The sequence below is a fragment of the Curtobacterium sp. AC272 genome (assembly GCF_979258155.1).
Genome location: NZ_OZ409838.1, coordinates 3,154,983 through 3,168,974 on the forward strand (window position 1 = coordinate 3,154,983; position 13,992 = coordinate 3,168,974).

Annotated in this window: 16 protein-coding genes and 2 pseudogenes; 10 read left to right on the forward strand and 8 right to left on the reverse strand. The window is 72.8% G+C overall.

Going from position 1 to position 13,992, the window contains the following annotated elements; genetic code table 11:
* Nucleotides 1-12: 12 nt before the first annotated feature.
* The 4 genes from pgm to ACZZ0J_RS16230 all read right to left on the reverse strand — a co-directional run bounded on the left by pgm (nt 13) and on the right by ACZZ0J_RS16230 (nt 4,113).
* The gene (pgm, locus tag ACZZ0J_RS16215; RefSeq protein ID WP_463437695.1) at nt 13-1,632 is read right to left on the reverse strand and encodes a phosphoglucomutase (alpha-D-glucose-1,6-bisphosphate-dependent); all 1,620 of its coding nucleotides are present in this window, start codon (nt 1,630-1,632) and stop codon (nt 13-15) included.
* 104 nt (nt 1,633-1,736) lie between these two features.
* Nucleotides 1,737-1,982, reverse strand: a complete 246-nt coding sequence (locus tag ACZZ0J_RS16220) for a hypothetical protein (RefSeq protein ID WP_194648567.1) — start codon at nt 1,980-1,982, stop codon at nt 1,737-1,739.
* A gap of 59 nt (nt 1,983-2,041) precedes the next feature.
* Nucleotides 2,042-2,704, reverse strand: coding sequence for a class I SAM-dependent DNA methyltransferase (locus ACZZ0J_RS16225; protein ID WP_463437696.1), 663 nt, complete (start codon nt 2,702-2,704; stop codon nt 2,042-2,044).
* Nucleotides 2,701-4,113 carry a DUF2064 domain-containing protein gene (locus ACZZ0J_RS16230; RefSeq protein ID WP_463437697.1) on the reverse strand — a complete coding sequence of 471 codons (1,413 nt, stop codon included), beginning with the start codon at nt 4,111-4,113 and terminating at the stop codon, nt 2,701-2,703. Before ACZZ0J_RS16230 ends, ACZZ0J_RS16225 begins: the two co-directional genes overlap by 4 nt.
* A 160-nt stretch (nt 4,114-4,273) precedes the next feature.
* Between ACZZ0J_RS16230 and ACZZ0J_RS16235 the strand changes: the two genes are divergently transcribed.
* Nucleotides 4,274-4,507 (forward strand): hypothetical protein, encoded by a 234-nt coding sequence (locus ACZZ0J_RS16235; RefSeq protein WP_463437698.1) that lies wholly within the window; start codon nt 4,274-4,276, stop codon nt 4,505-4,507.
* Here ACZZ0J_RS16235 and ACZZ0J_RS16240 read toward each other — a convergent pair.
* Nucleotides 4,504-5,574 (reverse strand): NAD-dependent epimerase/dehydratase family protein, encoded by a 1,071-nt coding sequence (locus ACZZ0J_RS16240; RefSeq protein ID WP_463437699.1) that lies wholly within the window; start codon nt 5,572-5,574, stop codon nt 4,504-4,506. The two genes, ACZZ0J_RS16235 and ACZZ0J_RS16240, sit on opposite strands and share 4 nt — an antisense overlap.
* Entirely contained in the window at nt 5,571-6,515 is a 945-nt protein-coding gene (locus tag ACZZ0J_RS16245) for an MTAP family purine nucleoside phosphorylase (RefSeq protein WP_463437700.1), read from the reverse strand. The genes ACZZ0J_RS16240 and ACZZ0J_RS16245 overlap by 4 nt, the downstream gene beginning before the upstream one ends.
* Nucleotides 6,516-6,749: 234 nt before the next feature.
* Here ACZZ0J_RS16245 and ACZZ0J_RS16250 point away from each other — a divergent pair.
* The 9 genes and pseudogenes from ACZZ0J_RS16250 to ACZZ0J_RS16290 form a co-directional block, all read left to right on the forward strand.
* Nucleotides 6,750-7,091, forward strand: a pseudogene (locus tag ACZZ0J_RS16250) (gephyrin-like molybdotransferase Glp); the annotation flags it as partial.
* 287 nt (nt 7,092-7,378) lie between these two features.
* Nucleotides 7,379-7,846: a molybdopterin-binding protein gene (locus tag ACZZ0J_RS16255; protein WP_463437701.1), complete on the forward strand. Its 468-nt coding sequence runs from the start codon at nt 7,379-7,381 to the stop codon at nt 7,844-7,846.
* Nucleotides 7,843-8,394, forward strand: a complete 552-nt coding sequence (gene moaC / locus ACZZ0J_RS16260) for a cyclic pyranopterin monophosphate synthase MoaC (RefSeq protein WP_463437702.1) — start codon at nt 7,843-7,845, stop codon at nt 8,392-8,394. The genes ACZZ0J_RS16255 and moaC overlap by 4 nt, the downstream gene beginning before the upstream one ends.
* Nucleotides 8,391-8,741, forward strand: a complete 351-nt coding sequence (locus ACZZ0J_RS16265; RefSeq protein WP_463437703.1) for a molybdopterin-binding protein — start codon at nt 8,391-8,393, stop codon at nt 8,739-8,741. The genes moaC and ACZZ0J_RS16265 overlap by 4 nt, the downstream gene beginning before the upstream one ends.
* A gap of 35 nt (nt 8,742-8,776) precedes the next feature.
* Nucleotides 8,777-8,902 carry a hypothetical protein gene (locus tag ACZZ0J_RS16270; RefSeq protein WP_463437704.1) on the forward strand — a complete coding sequence of 42 codons (126 nt, stop codon included), beginning with the start codon at nt 8,777-8,779 and terminating at the stop codon, nt 8,900-8,902.
* Nucleotides 8,899-9,348 (forward strand): molybdenum cofactor biosynthesis protein MoaE, encoded by a 450-nt coding sequence (locus ACZZ0J_RS16275; RefSeq protein WP_228510432.1) that lies wholly within the window; start codon nt 8,899-8,901, stop codon nt 9,346-9,348. The genes ACZZ0J_RS16270 and ACZZ0J_RS16275 overlap by 4 nt, the downstream gene beginning before the upstream one ends.
* Before the next feature lie 83 nt (nt 9,349-9,431).
* Nucleotides 9,432-9,830, forward strand: a complete 399-nt coding sequence (locus tag ACZZ0J_RS16280) for a PLDc N-terminal domain-containing protein (RefSeq protein ID WP_463437705.1) — start codon at nt 9,432-9,434, stop codon at nt 9,828-9,830.
* 546 nt (nt 9,831-10,376) lie between these two features.
* Nucleotides 10,377-10,743, forward strand: a pseudogene (locus ACZZ0J_RS16285) (ATP-binding cassette domain-containing protein); the annotation flags it as partial.
* Nucleotides 10,744-10,799: 56 nt separating this feature from the next.
* A complete protein-coding gene (locus tag ACZZ0J_RS16290) occupies nt 10,800-12,146 on the forward strand; it encodes an ABC-F family ATP-binding cassette domain-containing protein (protein WP_463438210.1) in 1,347 nt (448 codons plus the stop codon).
* A 6-nt stretch (nt 12,147-12,152) separates the two neighbouring features.
* Here the strand turns inward: ACZZ0J_RS16290 and ACZZ0J_RS16295 are convergent, their stop codons facing one another.
* Nucleotides 12,153-12,593 (reverse strand): VOC family protein, encoded by a 441-nt coding sequence (locus ACZZ0J_RS16295; protein ID WP_214547453.1) that lies wholly within the window; start codon nt 12,591-12,593, stop codon nt 12,153-12,155.
* A gap of 10 nt (nt 12,594-12,603) precedes the next feature.
* Nucleotides 12,604-13,929, reverse strand: a complete 1,326-nt coding sequence (gene dacB, locus ACZZ0J_RS16300; protein ID WP_463437706.1) for a D-alanyl-D-alanine carboxypeptidase/D-alanyl-D-alanine endopeptidase — start codon at nt 13,927-13,929, stop codon at nt 12,604-12,606.
* Between the last annotated feature and the right edge of the window lie 63 nt (nt 13,930-13,992).

Here is a 13,992-nt window from a genome sequence, read left to right on the forward strand (position 1 = left end):
GCGGGTGACCGACTAGGCGCCGAGTGCGGCGTCCACGATCTCCTTGGCCTCGCGCTGCACCTGCTCCAGGTGCTCCTGTCCGACGAAGCTCTCGGCGTAGATCTTGTAGACGTCCTCGGTGCCGGAGGGTCGTGCGGCGAACCAGGCCTTGTCGGTCACGACCTTGACGCCGCCGACGGCCGCGTCGTTGCCGGGGGCCTTCGACAGCTTCGCGGTGATCGGGTCGCCCGCCAGGGTCTCGGCGGTGATGGCGTCGCCGTCGAGCTTCGACAGGCGTGCCTTCTGCTCCTTCGAGGCCGCGGCGTCGACGCGCTGGTAGACCGGGTCGCCGAAGCGCTCGGTCAGCTCGACGTACAGCTGCGAGGGGGTCTTGCCGGTGACGGCGACGATCTCGGACGCCAGGAGCGCCAGGATGATGCCGTCCTTGTCGGTCGTCCACGCGGTGCCGTCGGTGCGCAGGAACGACGCACCCGCCGACTCTTCGCCACCGAACGCGACGGACCCGTCGATCAGGCCGGGCACGAACCACTTGAAGCCGACCGGGACCTCCCAGAGGCGACGCCCGAGCGACTCTGCGACGCGGTCGATGATGCTCGACGACACCAGGGTCTTGCCGATGGCCGCGTCCTCGCGCCAGGCCGGACGGTGTGCGTAGAGGTACTCGATCGCGACGGCGAGGTAGTGGTTCGGGTTCATCAGGCCGCCGTCGGGTGTGACGATGCCGTGCCGGTCGGAGTCGGCGTCGTTGCCCGTCAGGACGTCGAACTCGTCCTTGTGCGCCAGGACCGACGCCATGGCCGAGGGGCTCGACGGGTCCATCCGGATCTTGCCGTCCCAGTCGAGCGTCATGAACGACCAGGTCGGGTCGACGTCCGGGTTCACGACGGTCAGGTCGAGCCCGTAGTGGTCGCGGATGAGGTTCCAGTACGGCAGCGATGCGCCACCGAGCGGGTCGGCGCCGATCTTCACCCCGGCACCCTTGATCGCGGCGATGTCGATGATGTTCTCGAGGTCGGCGACGTACGTGTGCAGGAAGTCGTAGCGGTCGGGGGTGGCGTGCTCGGTGCGCTGCACCTCGGCGTTGCCGCCCTCGATGATCGTGTTCGCTCGGTTGGCGATCCAGCTCGTGGCGTCGCTGTCGGCGGGGCCGCCGTGCGGCGGGTTGTACTTGAAGCCGCCGTCGCGGGGCGGGTTGTGGCTCGGCGTGATGACGATGCCGTCCGCCGTGTCGGGGTTGCCGGCACGGTTGTAGCGGATGATCGCGTGGCTCAAGGCCGGGGTCGGCACGTAGCCGTTGTCGCTGTCGGCCAGGACGTGCACGCCGTTGGCGGCGAGGACCTCGAGCGCGGTGCGCTCGGCGGGGCCGGACAGGGCGTGGGTGTCGCGCCCGATGAAGAGCGGGCCGTCGGTGCCCTGCGACTGCCGGTACTCGACGATCGCCTGCGTGATCGCGGCGATGTGGGTGTCGTTGAAGGCGGAGTCGAGCGAGGAGCCGCGGTGGCCGGAGGTGCCGAACACGACCTGCTGCTCGGCGACGGAGACATCGGGCACACGGTCGTAGTAGGCGGCGACGAGTGCGTCGATGTCGACGAGGTCGTCTGCGGTCGCGGGGGTGCCGGCGCGGTCGTTCATGGGTCCATCCTGGCATCGCGCACCCGGACGCGTCCGGCCGGCGCACAGCCCGGGCCGCAGAGCGCGGCCGGAGCCGTGTCCGCCGACCGGGGCGACGGCACGGCTCAGGCGGTGCGGAAGGAGCCGGTCGCCGTGCGGAACGAGCCGGTGGCCGTGCGGGTGGAGGCGGTCCAGGTGCCGGGACGCGAACGCTGCACGTCGGTGAAGCGCCCGAGGCGCCCGGTGATCGGTGCGCCCGTGTACGTGCCGACCGAGTCGGTGGTGCGGGTGCCGGTGAAGGACCCGCGCTCGTCACGGCTGCGGAGTCCGGACACGAAGGTGCCGCCGAGCGGGAAGGTGCTGTTCGTCATGCGCTCGACCGTACGTGACTGTCTTGCATGATGCAAAACAAGTGCACGAACGTGCGTGATCAGGCCATGAGCTCGCAGAAGCTCCGGCCCGCGACCGTCCAGCTCTGCCGCGCCACGAGGCCGGCGTCCGCCGCGTGCCGGTGCAGCGCGTCGAGACCGACCTCGGCCCAGGGGAACCCGGCGCTCTCGTGGCCGTCGGCGTCCACCACGCGGGCGGTGTACACCCGGTCGGCCAGTGGGTCGGGGTTCGTCTCGACGATCACCCGTCCACCGGCGCGGACGATCTCGCCGCAGCGCTCGAGCAGCGCAGCGAGGTCGCCACCGATGCCGATGTTGCCGTCGATGACCAAGGCGGTGTCCCAGTGCCCCTCGTCGGGGACCGCGTCGAACACCGACCCCTGGATCGCGGTGCCGCCGGACCGCTGCGCGATCGCCACGGCCTCGGCGGAGACGTCCACGCCGAGTGCGGGGATGCCGCGGTTGCGGGCGGCGACGAGCATCCGCCCGGGGCCGCACCCGATGTCGATCACGGGGCCGTCGGCGTCGTCGAGCAGCGAGCGGTCGACCCGGTCGGCCGCGGCGCTCCACCGGCCGACGTCCATCGTCGTGACGACGTCGGGGCGGTCCGGGTCGGTCAGCCGGAGCCGTCCGTCCGAGCGCAGGGCCCGGGCGTACGGCTCGCCGCCGCCGGCGCCGAAGGAGACGGGTGCGTGCATGGTCATCGGAGACTCCCCGCGGTCTCGGCACGGAGTGCCTGGGTGAAGCCGGAGTCCGGCGCGAGTTCGGCAACGCGTTCGGCGTCGGGCATCGTGTCGACGTCGAGCAGTTCGCCGAGCAGCCCGACGTCGAGGCCGGCGTCGGTCAAGCGGGCGAGCTGGACGGCGCCGGTGTCGTCCTGCGACATCGGGACGCCGCGCAGCAGGTCACCGGTCAGGGCCTGCAGGTACAGCGACCAGAAGCCGCCGTCCTCTGCGGGACCGAACCACGCGCCGCGCTCGGGTTGGTCGAACACCGGGGCGAGCGCGTCGGCGGACACCTGCGGGGTGTCCATCCCGACGAGCAGCAACGGGCCGTCGATCGCGTCGAACAGGAACCCGAGGCGCTCGTCGAGCCCGCCGCCCGGCTGGTGGAGGACGTCGAAGCCCTCGGCCGACTCCGGGACGACGTCGCCGTCGAAGAACAGCACGCGGCGCTCGGCGGGCAGGGCACGGACGGTCGACAGGGTGTCGGCGAGGCTCGCGGACGCCACGCGGGCGGCACCCTCGGGGAGAGCGCCGGTGTCAGCCGGGTCTTCACCTTGCCGGGCAGGCACTCCTTCGCGACCACGGCCACGGTGATGCCGGCGGTCACGCGCGCGTCCCCTCGACCGAGGCGGCGACGGGTGCGGAGTCGGGCGGTACCGCGGAACCGGTCGCGGCGGTGGAGCTGGCCACGTGGCGGACGGCAGCCGGTGCGACGACCGGACACCCGCCTCCCGGCGGTACGCGCGCAGCAGGCGGGTCATGTCGCGGACCGCGTTGATGGTGCCGCGGAGCGTCCCGGTCACCTTGCTGTCGCCGATGCGCTGCGCGTAGCCGATGTCGGACTCGTCGACGCGCCAGCCCGCCGCGTGCGCGGCCAGGACCATCTCGAGCGGGTAGCCGCTGCGGCGGTCCTGCAGGTCCAGGGCGACGAGGTCCTCGCGGCGCATGACGCGCATCGGGCCGAGGTCGCGCAGGCGGTAGCCGGTCGCACGGTGCATGAGGACGGCGAGCACGCGGTTCGCGAACCGGGCGTGCGGCGCCCAGGCGCCCTTGCTCGTCGGCACACGTCGTCCGAGCGCCAGGTCGACGCGGCCGCTCGCGACGCGGTCGACGAGCGGCGGCAGTTCGGCGGGGTCCATCGAGGCGTCCGCGTCGCAGAAGGCGACGAAGTCGGCGGTCGCGGCGGCGACGCCCGCAGCGCAGGCGGAGCCGAAGCCCTTCACCCGTTCCGAGACGACGAGGGCGCCGTGCGCGCGGGCGACGTCGGCCGAACCGTCGGTCGAGCCGTTGTCCACCACGATCGCGCGGTAGCCCTCCGGAAGGCGAGCGATCACCTTCGGCAGGGCATCGGCCTCATCGAGGCACGGGAGGATGACGTCGACACTCATGTCCGTCATTCGGTGCCGGTCGTCAGATCGACGGGTCTGTCCTGTCATGCACTCGACGTAACACGACGACGCACGTCGGGGTACAGGAAACTGCCGGGTCCTGGTCGTTTCGCGTGCTCGGCGCACGCCTGGTCCCCAGAACGGGGGACAGGATGCGCGCGTGTCGCTCGTCGGGGTGTCGCAGGACGCCGTCGTGTCGTCGAGACGCCGCCGGATCCGGCGGCGTCTCGCGCACCAGGGGCGTGCAGCAGAGACGACGGCGTCCAGCGCGGCCGTGGTGCGGGGACTGCGGACGGGAGGCGCGGGCGCGGCCGCCACGGTCCTCCCGTCCGGTGGCTGGTCGCGTTCTCAGGCGTCGCTCGCGGCGAGCGACGCGCTCACGCGTTCCGGCTAGCGGACGGCGCTGCGGAGGGGAGCGGTCGCGAAGTCGCGCATGCCTGCCGCGAAGTCGACCTCGGCGCGCCAGCCGAGCTCGGCGGCGATGCGGTCCGAACTCGCCGTGACGTGCCGGACGTCGCCCAGGCGGTACTCGCCCGTGACGACTGGCTGCGGACCGTCAGGGCCTGCGATCGCCGCGGCCATGTCGCCGATCGTGTGCACGACGCCGGAGCCGACGTTGTACGCGCGGAACGAGTCGGCGGGCAGAGCGGCGGTCGCGGCGATCGAGGCGGCGTTCGCTCCGGCGACGTCGTCGACGTGCACGAAGTCGCGGCGCTGGGCGCCGTCCTCGAAGACGCGCGGGGCCTCGCCGCGGGCCAGCGCCGAGCGGAACAGTGACGCGACACCGGCGTAGGGGGTGTTCGCGGGCATGCCGGGTCCGTAGACGTTGTGGTAGCGGAGCGCGATCGCCCGGCCGCCCGTCGCGCGCGCCCAGCTCGAGGCCAGGTGCTCCTGCGCGACCTTCGTCTGCGCGTACACGTTGCGGGGGTCGAGCGCGGCGGACTCGTCGATCAGGCCGGGCAGCAGGGGGTGGCCATCCGCGCCGATCGGGTCGAAACGGCCCGCGTCGAGGTCTTCGCGGCGGCGAGCTGGTGGCCGGACGGGCTCGCCGCCGGACGTCGTGTACGCACCCTCGCCGTAGACGACCATCGAGCTCGCGACGACGAGCCGGCCGATGTCGTGCCGGTCCATGCCGGCGAGGACGTACGCGGTGCCGGCGTCGTTCGACGAGACGTAGTCGGGGGCGTCCTGGAAGTCGACGCCGAGGCCGACCTTGGCGGCCTGGTGGCGGACGACGTCGACGCCGTCGAGCGCGGCGTCGAGCGAGACCCGGTCGCGGACGTCACCGTGCACGAACTCGATGCCCTGCTGCTGGTGGGCGCGCACGACCTCGCCGGGGTCGCCGTGGACGTCGTCGCGGAGGGAGTCGAGGACGCGGACCTCGTGGCCGTCGGCCAGCGCGCGGCGGACGATCGCGGAGCCGATGAAGCCGGCGCCGCCGGTGACGAGCAGGCGGGTCATGCGGTGGTGCCCGCGGTCATGGTGGGCCCCGTGCTGGCGGCGGTGGGCTGGGTCTGCATGATGCTGGCGCTGGCGCTCGCCGGGACGAGTTCGCGCGGCGTGAAGTCGGCGGGGATCGCGCCGACGATCCCGCCGATGGCGCGGACGATCACCTCGTTGGCGCGGGCGAGACGCTCCATCACGAGGGCGTGGGTGACGGGTGTGCCGGCGTCGTCGGCTGCGTCGCCCGTGGCCGCTTTGTCCGCCGTGGCCGCGTGGGCGGCCGCTGCGGCGGCTTCGTCCTCGGTCGGAGCCAGGCCGGCGTCGGCGTCCGTGACGAACGACAGGTTGACGGTCGCGATGCCGAGCTCGGCGGCGAGCGGGACCTCGGGGGTCATCGTCATGTTGATGGTGTGGCCACCGGCCTCGCGCAGCCAGACGGACTCGGCGCGCGTCGAGAACCGGGGGCCCTGGATGACGACGCACGTGCCGGTCGGACGGAACGGCACGTCGAGTGCGGCGATCGCGTCGACGGCCGCGCGCCGCAGCGTCGGGTCGAACGGGTCGGCGAACGACAGGTGCTGGACGTCGTCCTCGAAGAACGTGTCCGCGCGGCCGAAGGTGCGGTCGATGAGCTGGTCGGTCACGACGAAGGTGCCCGGGGCGTAGTCGGGGTGCAGACCACCGACGGCGCTCGAGGACACGATCGCCCGGACGCCCAGGGAGCGGAGCGCCCACAGGTTCGCGCGGTGGTTGATGCGGTGCGGGGCGACGGAGTGCTCACGACCGTGCCGGGTGAGGAACGCGACCCGACGTCCGGACATCGTGCCGATGCTGATCGGGCTCGACGTCGGGCCGAACGGCGTCGGCACGTCCAGCTCCTCGGCGGTCCCCTCCTCGAACAGCTGGTAGAGGCCGGAGCCCCCGATGACACCGATCGTCACGGCTTCGTCGTTCTCCACAGGTCCTCCGAAAGGTCGTCGGCGCGGTCTGCGCGCTGGATACGCTACTGACGCCGGCCCCGGACGAACCGGGAGCGGCGACACCATCCCTGTTCGGAGGCACCTGTGCGAACGATCGGTCAGCACCGCGACGACCTGGCGGCGCTCCTCGCGCCGGTCCTGGCGGGCCTCGGGGCTGCGTCGTGGCGGGTCGACGACCTGGCCGTCGATGGCCGTGCCGGTCACGGGCACCGCGTGCTCGCTGCACCCGTCGCCGCACCGGTCCCGTTGCCGCCCTTCGACAACAGCCAGATGGACGGCTTCGCGGTCCGGGTGGCCGATGCCGGGCAGGACGTCCGGGTCGTCGCGCCCATCCCCGCCGGGGTCGTCCCCGCACCGCTCTCCGCCGGCACAGCGGCACCGATCATGACCGGCGCGCGGATCCCTGACGGCGCCGATGCCGTCTTCCCGGTGGAGGCCACGTCGCCGGGGTCCTTCCCCGCTGCGCTCGACCTGGGGCACGTCACGGTGCCCGCTGACCTCGTGCCGGGCACCTTCGTGCGGGCGACCGGCAGCGACCTGGCCCTCGGCGCGTCCATCGCTCCGACCGGTGCGCCGATCACCCCAGCCCTGCTCGGCGCGCTCGCATCCGCCGGAGTGGCCACCGTGCACGTCCGTCGACCCCTGCGGGTGCTCGTGGTCTCGACCGGCTCCGAACTGCAGGGCGCCGACACCGACGCGGCGACGATCGGCGACGCGAACGGCATCGCGCTGCAGGCGGCGCTCGCCGAGGTCGGTGCTCCGTCCCGCACGGTCCGGGTCCCCGACGACGTCGACGCGTTCGTCACCGCGCTCGACGACGCCGTGGGGAGTGGGCCGACCTCGTGCTCACCACCGGGGGCATCAGTGCCGGTGCGTACGAGGTCGTGCGGCAGGCACTCGAACCCCGCGGGCTCGCCGTCACCCCGGTCGCGATGCAGCCCGGCGGGCCGCAGGCGTTCGGCAGCGTGGAGCTCGCCGGTCGACCGGTGCCGGTGGTGTCGTTCCCCGGCAACCCGGTGTCGGCGCTCGTCTCGTTCGAGGTCTTCCTCCGCCCGCTGCTCGCACCCCTCGTCGGGCTGCCGGCCGACCGCCCCGAGCTGCACCTGCCCGCTGCTTCGGCTGCGCAGTCACCGGGCGGCAAGCACCAGGTGCGGCGTGGCCGGGTGGACGACGGGGTCGTCCACTTCGTGGGCGGACCGAGTTCCCACCTGCTCGCGCACTACGCCGCCGCCACACACCTCGTCCACGTCCCGGTGGGGGTCGACGCCGTCGAACCCGGTGACGTCCTGACCGTCTGGAGCCTCCGATGACCGAACCCGTCGCCACGTCCGATCAGTCGGGTCCGTCCGATCAGTCGAGACCGTCCGAGCAGGCCGATCCGTCCGACGCGGCCGAGCTGTCGCACGTACGCGCCGACGGGTCCGCGCACATGGTCGACGTGTCCGCGAAGGACGTCACCGACCGCTCGGCGACCGCCACCGCCACGCTCGTCACCCGGCCCGACGTCGTCGCCCGCATCCTCGACGGCTCCCTGCCGAAGGGCGAGGTCATCGGCACCGCCCGCATCGCCGCGATCATGGCCGTGAAGAAGACCTCCGACCTCATCCCGCTCTGCCACCCGCTCCCCATCGCCGGGGTGCAGGTCGACATCACCGGTGCCGACGACCGCGTGCTGATCGAGGTCTCGGTCCGCACGACCTCGCGCACCGGCGTCGAGATGGAAGCGCTGACCGGCGCGAGCGTCGCCGCGCTGACCGTGTACGACATGGTGAAGGCCGTCGACCGGGCGGCCTCGATCACGGACGTCCGAGTGCTCGAGAAGCACGGCGGTCGGTCCGGGGACTGGAGCAACCGATGACCTCGCAGCCGACCAGGGGCCGTGCCGCCGTCGTGGTGGTGTCCACGCAGGCCGCCGTCGATCCGGCACTCGACCGCACCGGGCCCGTCATCGCGGGGTGGCTGCGCGAGCGGGACTTCACCGTCGCCGAGCCCGTGATCGTCCCCGACGGCGGGGCGATCGCCGAGACCGTGACCGCCGAACTGCTGGCCGGGGCCCGGATCGTCATCACGACCGGGGGCACCGGCGTCACCCCGACCGACCGGACGCCCGAGGCCGTCGCACCCTCATCGACCTGGAGCTGCCCGGTGTCCTCGAAGAGGTCCGTCGTCGCGGGCTCGCGGGGGCCGGTCCGACCGCATTGCTGAGTCGCGGCATCGCTGGCATCAGCACCGGCGGATCCTTGATCGTCACGCTGCCCGGGTCGCGCGGCGGAGTGGCGGACGGACTGGCCGTGCTCGACGGATTGCTCGAGCACGTGCTCGCGCAGGTGCACGGCGAGGGCCACGCGCCCCGGAGCGCGTCATGACCGCGGTGTCGGCGCCGGCCCCGGGTGCGCGCGTCGTCCTCGCTGACGTCGTCGACCGGGGGATCACCGTCGACGAGGTCTCCGCCGTCGTCGCCACCGACCAGGACGGCGCCGTCGTCACCTTCGCTGGCGTCGTCCGCGACCACGACGGCGGCAAGGGCGTCACCGCGCTCGACTACGAGCGGCACCCCAGCGCCGGCGACGTCATCGCCGAGGTCGCCCGAACCGTCGCCGACGCCCACCCCGACGTCCGGATCGCCGTGCTGCACCGCGTCGGGTCGCTCGGCATCGGGGACGTCGCGCTCGCCGCGGCGGTGGCGTCGTCGCACCGCGCGCAGGCGTTCGCAGCGTGCGGGGAGCTGGTCGACCTGGTGAAGGAGCGGGTGCCGATCTGGAAGCACCAGCGGTTCACCGACGGCACGGACGAGTGGGTCGCGGCCCTGTAGGACGCCGACCCTGTGCGCCTTCGCAACCGCGACGCTCGTTCGGGGAATGGTGAGACTCCAAGCGGATCCATAGAATCGCGAACATGAGCGTTCTGCTGCCCGGGATCACCGTCATCCTGCTGGTCTTCGCCCTGATCGACATCCTGACGAAGAACGACGACCAGATCCGCGGACTCCCGAAGATCGCGTGGGTGATCCTCGTGATCCTGGTCCCCGTCGTCGGCAGCATCGTCTGGTTCGCCATCGGCCACGACTGGGCCCCGGGTGAGCGGAACCACGGCCGCTACATCGAACCCACCCGTCACGAGGACCGGTACGCCACCCTCGGCGATGCCCGGAGCGCCCACGGCGCCAAGCGCATCAGCGGCACGGAGCAGGAGCTCGCCGAACTCGAGCGCGAGATCGAGTACTGGGAGGCGCAGGCTCGCCTGAAGCGCGCGAAGGAAGCCGCCGGCGAGGGCGACGCCGCTCCCGCGAGCTGACGTACCCGACTGCCGGAGCCGGACCGGCCCCGGTGAGCTGACCCGCGCCTCCAGGCCGACGCGCCGGCGCACCGTCGCGCCGTCGCGCCGGCGCACCGTGCGCGGTCTGTCGGCTGGTGCGAGGTTGCCCACTCCGTGCGCCGCTACAACCTCGCACCGAGCGGTCAACCTCGCACCACCCGCCCAAGCCCGCACCGTGCGCCCGAGCTGACCCGCGCCTCCAGACCGACGCGCCGACGCGCCGTCGCGCCGTCGCGCCGGCGCACCGTGCGCGGTCTGTCGGCTGGTGCGAGGTTGCCCACTCCGTGCGCCGCTACAACCTCGCACCGAGCGGTCAACCTCGCACCACCTGCCGAAGCCCGCACCGTGCGACCGACCCCGCACCGGCCACCACCCGCCGAGGCCCCGCACCGACCACCCCGCCACGCCGCCTACCCTTGACGCGTGGCTCATCTCCTCGGCGCCGAGAACCTGCATCTCGAGTTCCCCACCAAGGTCGTCTTCGACAACGTCACCCTCGGCATCGACGAGGGGGACCGGATCGGCGTGGTCGGACGCAACGGCGACGGCAAGTCGACCCTCCTCGCGCTGCTGTCCCAGCGCCTCGAACCCGACGCCGGCCGTGTCACGCACCGCCGCGGTCTGACCGTCGGCTACCTGGACCAGCGCGACATCCTGCCCCAGGGCGCGACCGTCGGCAGCACCGTCGTCGGCGACCTCGAAGAGCACGAGTGGGCCGGTGATCCGAAGATCCGCGACGTCATCGGCGGCCTGGTGTCGGACATCCCGTGGGACGTCACCGTCGACGAGCTGTCCGGTGGCCAGCGCCGCCGCGTGGCACTCGCGCGGCTGCTCGTCGGCGACTGGGACGTCCTGTTCCTCGACGAGCCCACGAACCACCTCGACGTCGAGGGCATCCAGTGGCTCGCCGAGCACATCAACCGTCGCTGGTCGTCGAACCAGGGCGGGATGGTGGTCGTGACGCACGACCGGTGGTTCCTCGACGCGGTGTCGACCGACACGTGGGAGGTGCACGACGGCGTCGTCGACCCGTTCGAGGGCGGCTACGCGGCGTACATCCTGCAGCGCGTCGAGCGCGACCGGCAGGCAGCCGCCAGCGAGCAGCGCCGCCAGAACCTGGCCCGCAAGGAGCTCGCGTGGCTGCGCCGCGGCGCACCGGCCCGGACGAGCAAGCCGAAGTTCCGCATCGACGCCGCGAACGCCCTGATCGACGACGTCCCGCCGATCCGCGACACGGTCGCACTGGCGAAGACGGCGACCGCCCGCCTCGGCAAGGACGTCGTCGACCTGCTCGACGTCAGCGTCTCGTTCGACGGCACCCAGATCCTCGACCGCATCGAGTGGCGCATCGCACCGGGGGAGCGGACCGGCATCCTCGGCCCGAACGGCGCCGGCAAGTCGACGCTGCTCAACCTCGTCTCGGGCACGCTCGCGCCGACGAGCGGCCGGGTGAAGACGGGCAAGACCGTGCAGGTCGCGATCCTCGACCAGCAGCTCGCCGACCTGGCGCAGTTCGCGAACGACCGCGTACGCGAGGTGGTCGCCCGCAAGAAGACGAGCTACGTCGCCGACGGCAAGGAGATGACACCGGCGCAGCTGCTCGAGCGTCTCGGCTTCACGGCGGAGCAGCTCTCCACGCCGGTCAAGGACCTGTCCGGTGGCCAGAAACGCCGCCTGCAGCTCATGCTCATCCTGCTCGACGAGCCGAACGTGCTGATCCTCGACGAGCCCACGAACGACCTCGACACGGACATGCTCGCGGCAATGGAGGACCTGCTCGACACCTGGCCGGGCACCCTGCTGGTCGTCTCCCACGACCGGTACCTGCTCGAGCGCGTCACCGACCAACAGTACGCCGTGCTCGGCGGGCACCTGCGGCACCTGCCCGGCGGCGTCGACGAGTACATGCGGCTGCGTGCGGCCGGCACCGGTGGCGGGACCGCTTCTGCGGCTGCCGCCGCGTCTGCCGGGAGGCCCGACACCGCTGGCGGGACCGGCTCGGCCGGTGCCGTGGCCGGGTCCAGTGCACCGGCCGGTTCCGGCGCGTCGGCTGCGCTCACCTCGGGCTTGTCGGGCGCGGAGCGTCGGACGGCCGAGAAGGAGATGTCGGCGCTGGACCGCAAGATCGCGAAGGTCGGCGCGGACCGGAAGAAGCTGCTCGACGACTTCGCCACCCACGACCAGTCCGACTACGCCGGGCTCGGGGAGCTGCAGGCGAAGCTCGCGGCGCACGAGGCCGAGATCGAGCAGCTCGAAGAGCGCTGGCTCGAGGTCGCGGAGCTGCTCGGGGTCTGAGCGGGTCTACTCGGCTGGCTTCGCGTCCTCGGGGGCCCCGCCGCCGGGGTTCGCGACGACCTCCCACAGGTGGCCGTCGGGGTCCTGGAAGAAGCCGGACCACATGCCCCACGGCCGCGTGTACGGCGCCGCGAGCATCGTCGCGCCGGCGATCCGGGCCCGGTCGAGGAACGCTTCGGCGTCGGCCTGACTGTCGACGAAGTGCCCGATCGTGCTGCTCGGCGCCGTCGAGAGTGCCACCCCGGAGTCCTTCGCCATGTCGTCCCGCCCGTAGACGCTGACGATCAGACCGTCGTCGAGGGTGAACATCGCCGTGGTGCCACCCGCCTCGGTCTCGGTCGGCGGGTACTCGGTGCCGATGACGCCGCTGCCCTCGATCCCGAGCAAGGCGCGGTAGAAGTCCGCCGATCGTGCGACGTCGGCGACGGCCAGGGTGATCGCGTGCATGGGCGGGAGGCTACCCCCGGTACGCGGAGGCGTCTCCGCCGCAACGCCACAACGCCGCGGCCAGGGCGTCGATCTCCTGCCGTGCGCTCGGATCGTTCGTCCCCTCGGCGAAGACCGTGAACACGACACGGTCCCCGGCGACCTCGTCGGTGACCCCCGTCAGTCCGTACATGTCGTCGAGCGTCCCGGTCTTGCCCCGAACGTGCCCGCGGGCGTCCGCTGCTGCGCCGGCGAAGCGGCCGTGCTCACCGAGCGTGCCCGTCCGTCCGGCCACGGCGAGTCCGGCGTCGACCGGCGCGAGGCCGTCCCGCTTCGCGGCGACCGCCCGCATCAGCGTGGTGAGTGCCGAGGCGGGCACCCGGTTGTCCGGGCTGAGACCGGAGCCGTCCACGAGCCGCAGGCCCTCGGTCGGCACGCCGAAGTGGACGAGTGCCTTCGCGCTGCCGGCCTGCACGGCGTCGAACGACCGACCGGCACCCTCGGCGATCGCGACGTGGCGGGCGAGCACCTCGGCGAGGGTGTCGTCGGAGTCGGTGAGCAGCATCCCGACGAGCTCTGACACCGTCGCGGACCGCACCGATCCGAGCACCTGCCCGCCGGACGGCGCCGCCACCGAGGTCGTGTCCACCCGGACGTCCGGCCCGAGGAGCGCCGCGAACGCCGTCGCAGCGCGGGCGACCGCTCCGTCGCTCCGCATCGAGTACGACTCCGTCGGGTCGTCGCGGTCGCCGTCGACCATGAGCGCCGTGATGTTCGAGACGCTGCCGCTCGTGCGGGCGCTCTCCGGCCAGCTCGGGTGCCACGCCGGGCCGTCGAACAGGGCGGTATCGACCTGCACCACGGTCAACGGTCGTCCACTGCGGGCGGCCAGCACCTGCTCCGCCAGGTCGTCCAGGTGCGGTGCGTGCGGGTAGACGCTGTCCTGACCGGACGGCAGCCGACTCGGTGTCGGGTCCCCGCCGCCGACCAGGACCACGGCCCCTGGTTCGGTGCCGTCGACCACCGAGGTGGTGAAGCGGTGATCGGGTCCGAGGGCGGACACCGCGGCGGCGGCCGTCACGACCTTCATCGTGCTGCCCGTCTGCGTCGGTTCGTCGCCGCGGTGCGTCAGGACCGGCTTCCCGGTCCGGGCCGATCGCGCGTCGAGGAACAACGACCCGGCGTGCCAGCGGGCGGCGAGACCATCGGCGGTGCAGCGCTCGCCCGCCGCCGTCGCCTGGCGCTGCGCTCCGATGGCCGAGGCCGTCGCCGTGATGCCGGCGGCCACCAGCAGGAGCACGACCGCGAACACGATGGTGTGTCGGCGGCGACGGATGAGGGCACGAAGTCTGGGCACGGGACCATCGTGGCGAGCACCGGGTTCGGCGCACATCGACCCGACGACCGAAGCGTGGCCACG

Bases quoted from the DNA above. Each gene is read 5' to 3' on its own strand.
- pgm (WP_463437695.1), bottom strand. From the start codon at position 1,632: ATGAACGACCGCGCCGGCACCCCCGCGACCGCAGACGACCTCGTCGAC.
- ACZZ0J_RS16220 (WP_194648567.1), bottom strand. From the start codon at position 1,982: ATGACGAACAGCACCTTCCCGCTCGGCGGCACCTTCGTGTCCGGACTC.
- ACZZ0J_RS16225 (WP_463437696.1), bottom strand. From the start codon at position 2,704: ATGACCATGCACGCACCCGTCTCCTTCGGCGCCGGCGGCGGCGAGCCG.
- ACZZ0J_RS16230 (WP_463437697.1), bottom strand. From the start codon at position 4,113: ATGAGTGTCGACGTCATCCTCCCGTGCCTCGATGAGGCCGATGCCCTG.
- ACZZ0J_RS16240 (WP_463437699.1), bottom strand. From the start codon at position 5,574: ATGACCCGCCTGCTCGTCACCGGCGGCGCCGGCTTCATCGGCTCCGCG.
- moaC (WP_463437702.1), top strand. From the start codon at position 7,843: ATGACCGAACCCGTCGCCACGTCCGATCAGTCGGGTCCGTCCGATCAG.
- ACZZ0J_RS16265 (WP_463437703.1), top strand. From the start codon at position 8,391: ATGACCTCGCAGCCGACCAGGGGCCGTGCCGCCGTCGTGGTGGTGTCC.
- ACZZ0J_RS16275 (WP_228510432.1), top strand. From the start codon at position 8,899: ATGACCGCGGTGTCGGCGCCGGCCCCGGGTGCGCGCGTCGTCCTCGCT.
- ACZZ0J_RS16280 (WP_463437705.1), top strand. From the start codon at position 9,432: ATGAGCGTTCTGCTGCCCGGGATCACCGTCATCCTGCTGGTCTTCGCC.
- ACZZ0J_RS16290 (WP_463438210.1), top strand. From the start codon at position 10,800: ATGGTGGTCGTGACGCACGACCGGTGGTTCCTCGACGCGGTGTCGACC.
- ACZZ0J_RS16295 (WP_214547453.1), bottom strand. From the start codon at position 12,593: ATGCACGCGATCACCCTGGCCGTCGCCGACGTCGCACGATCGGCGGAC.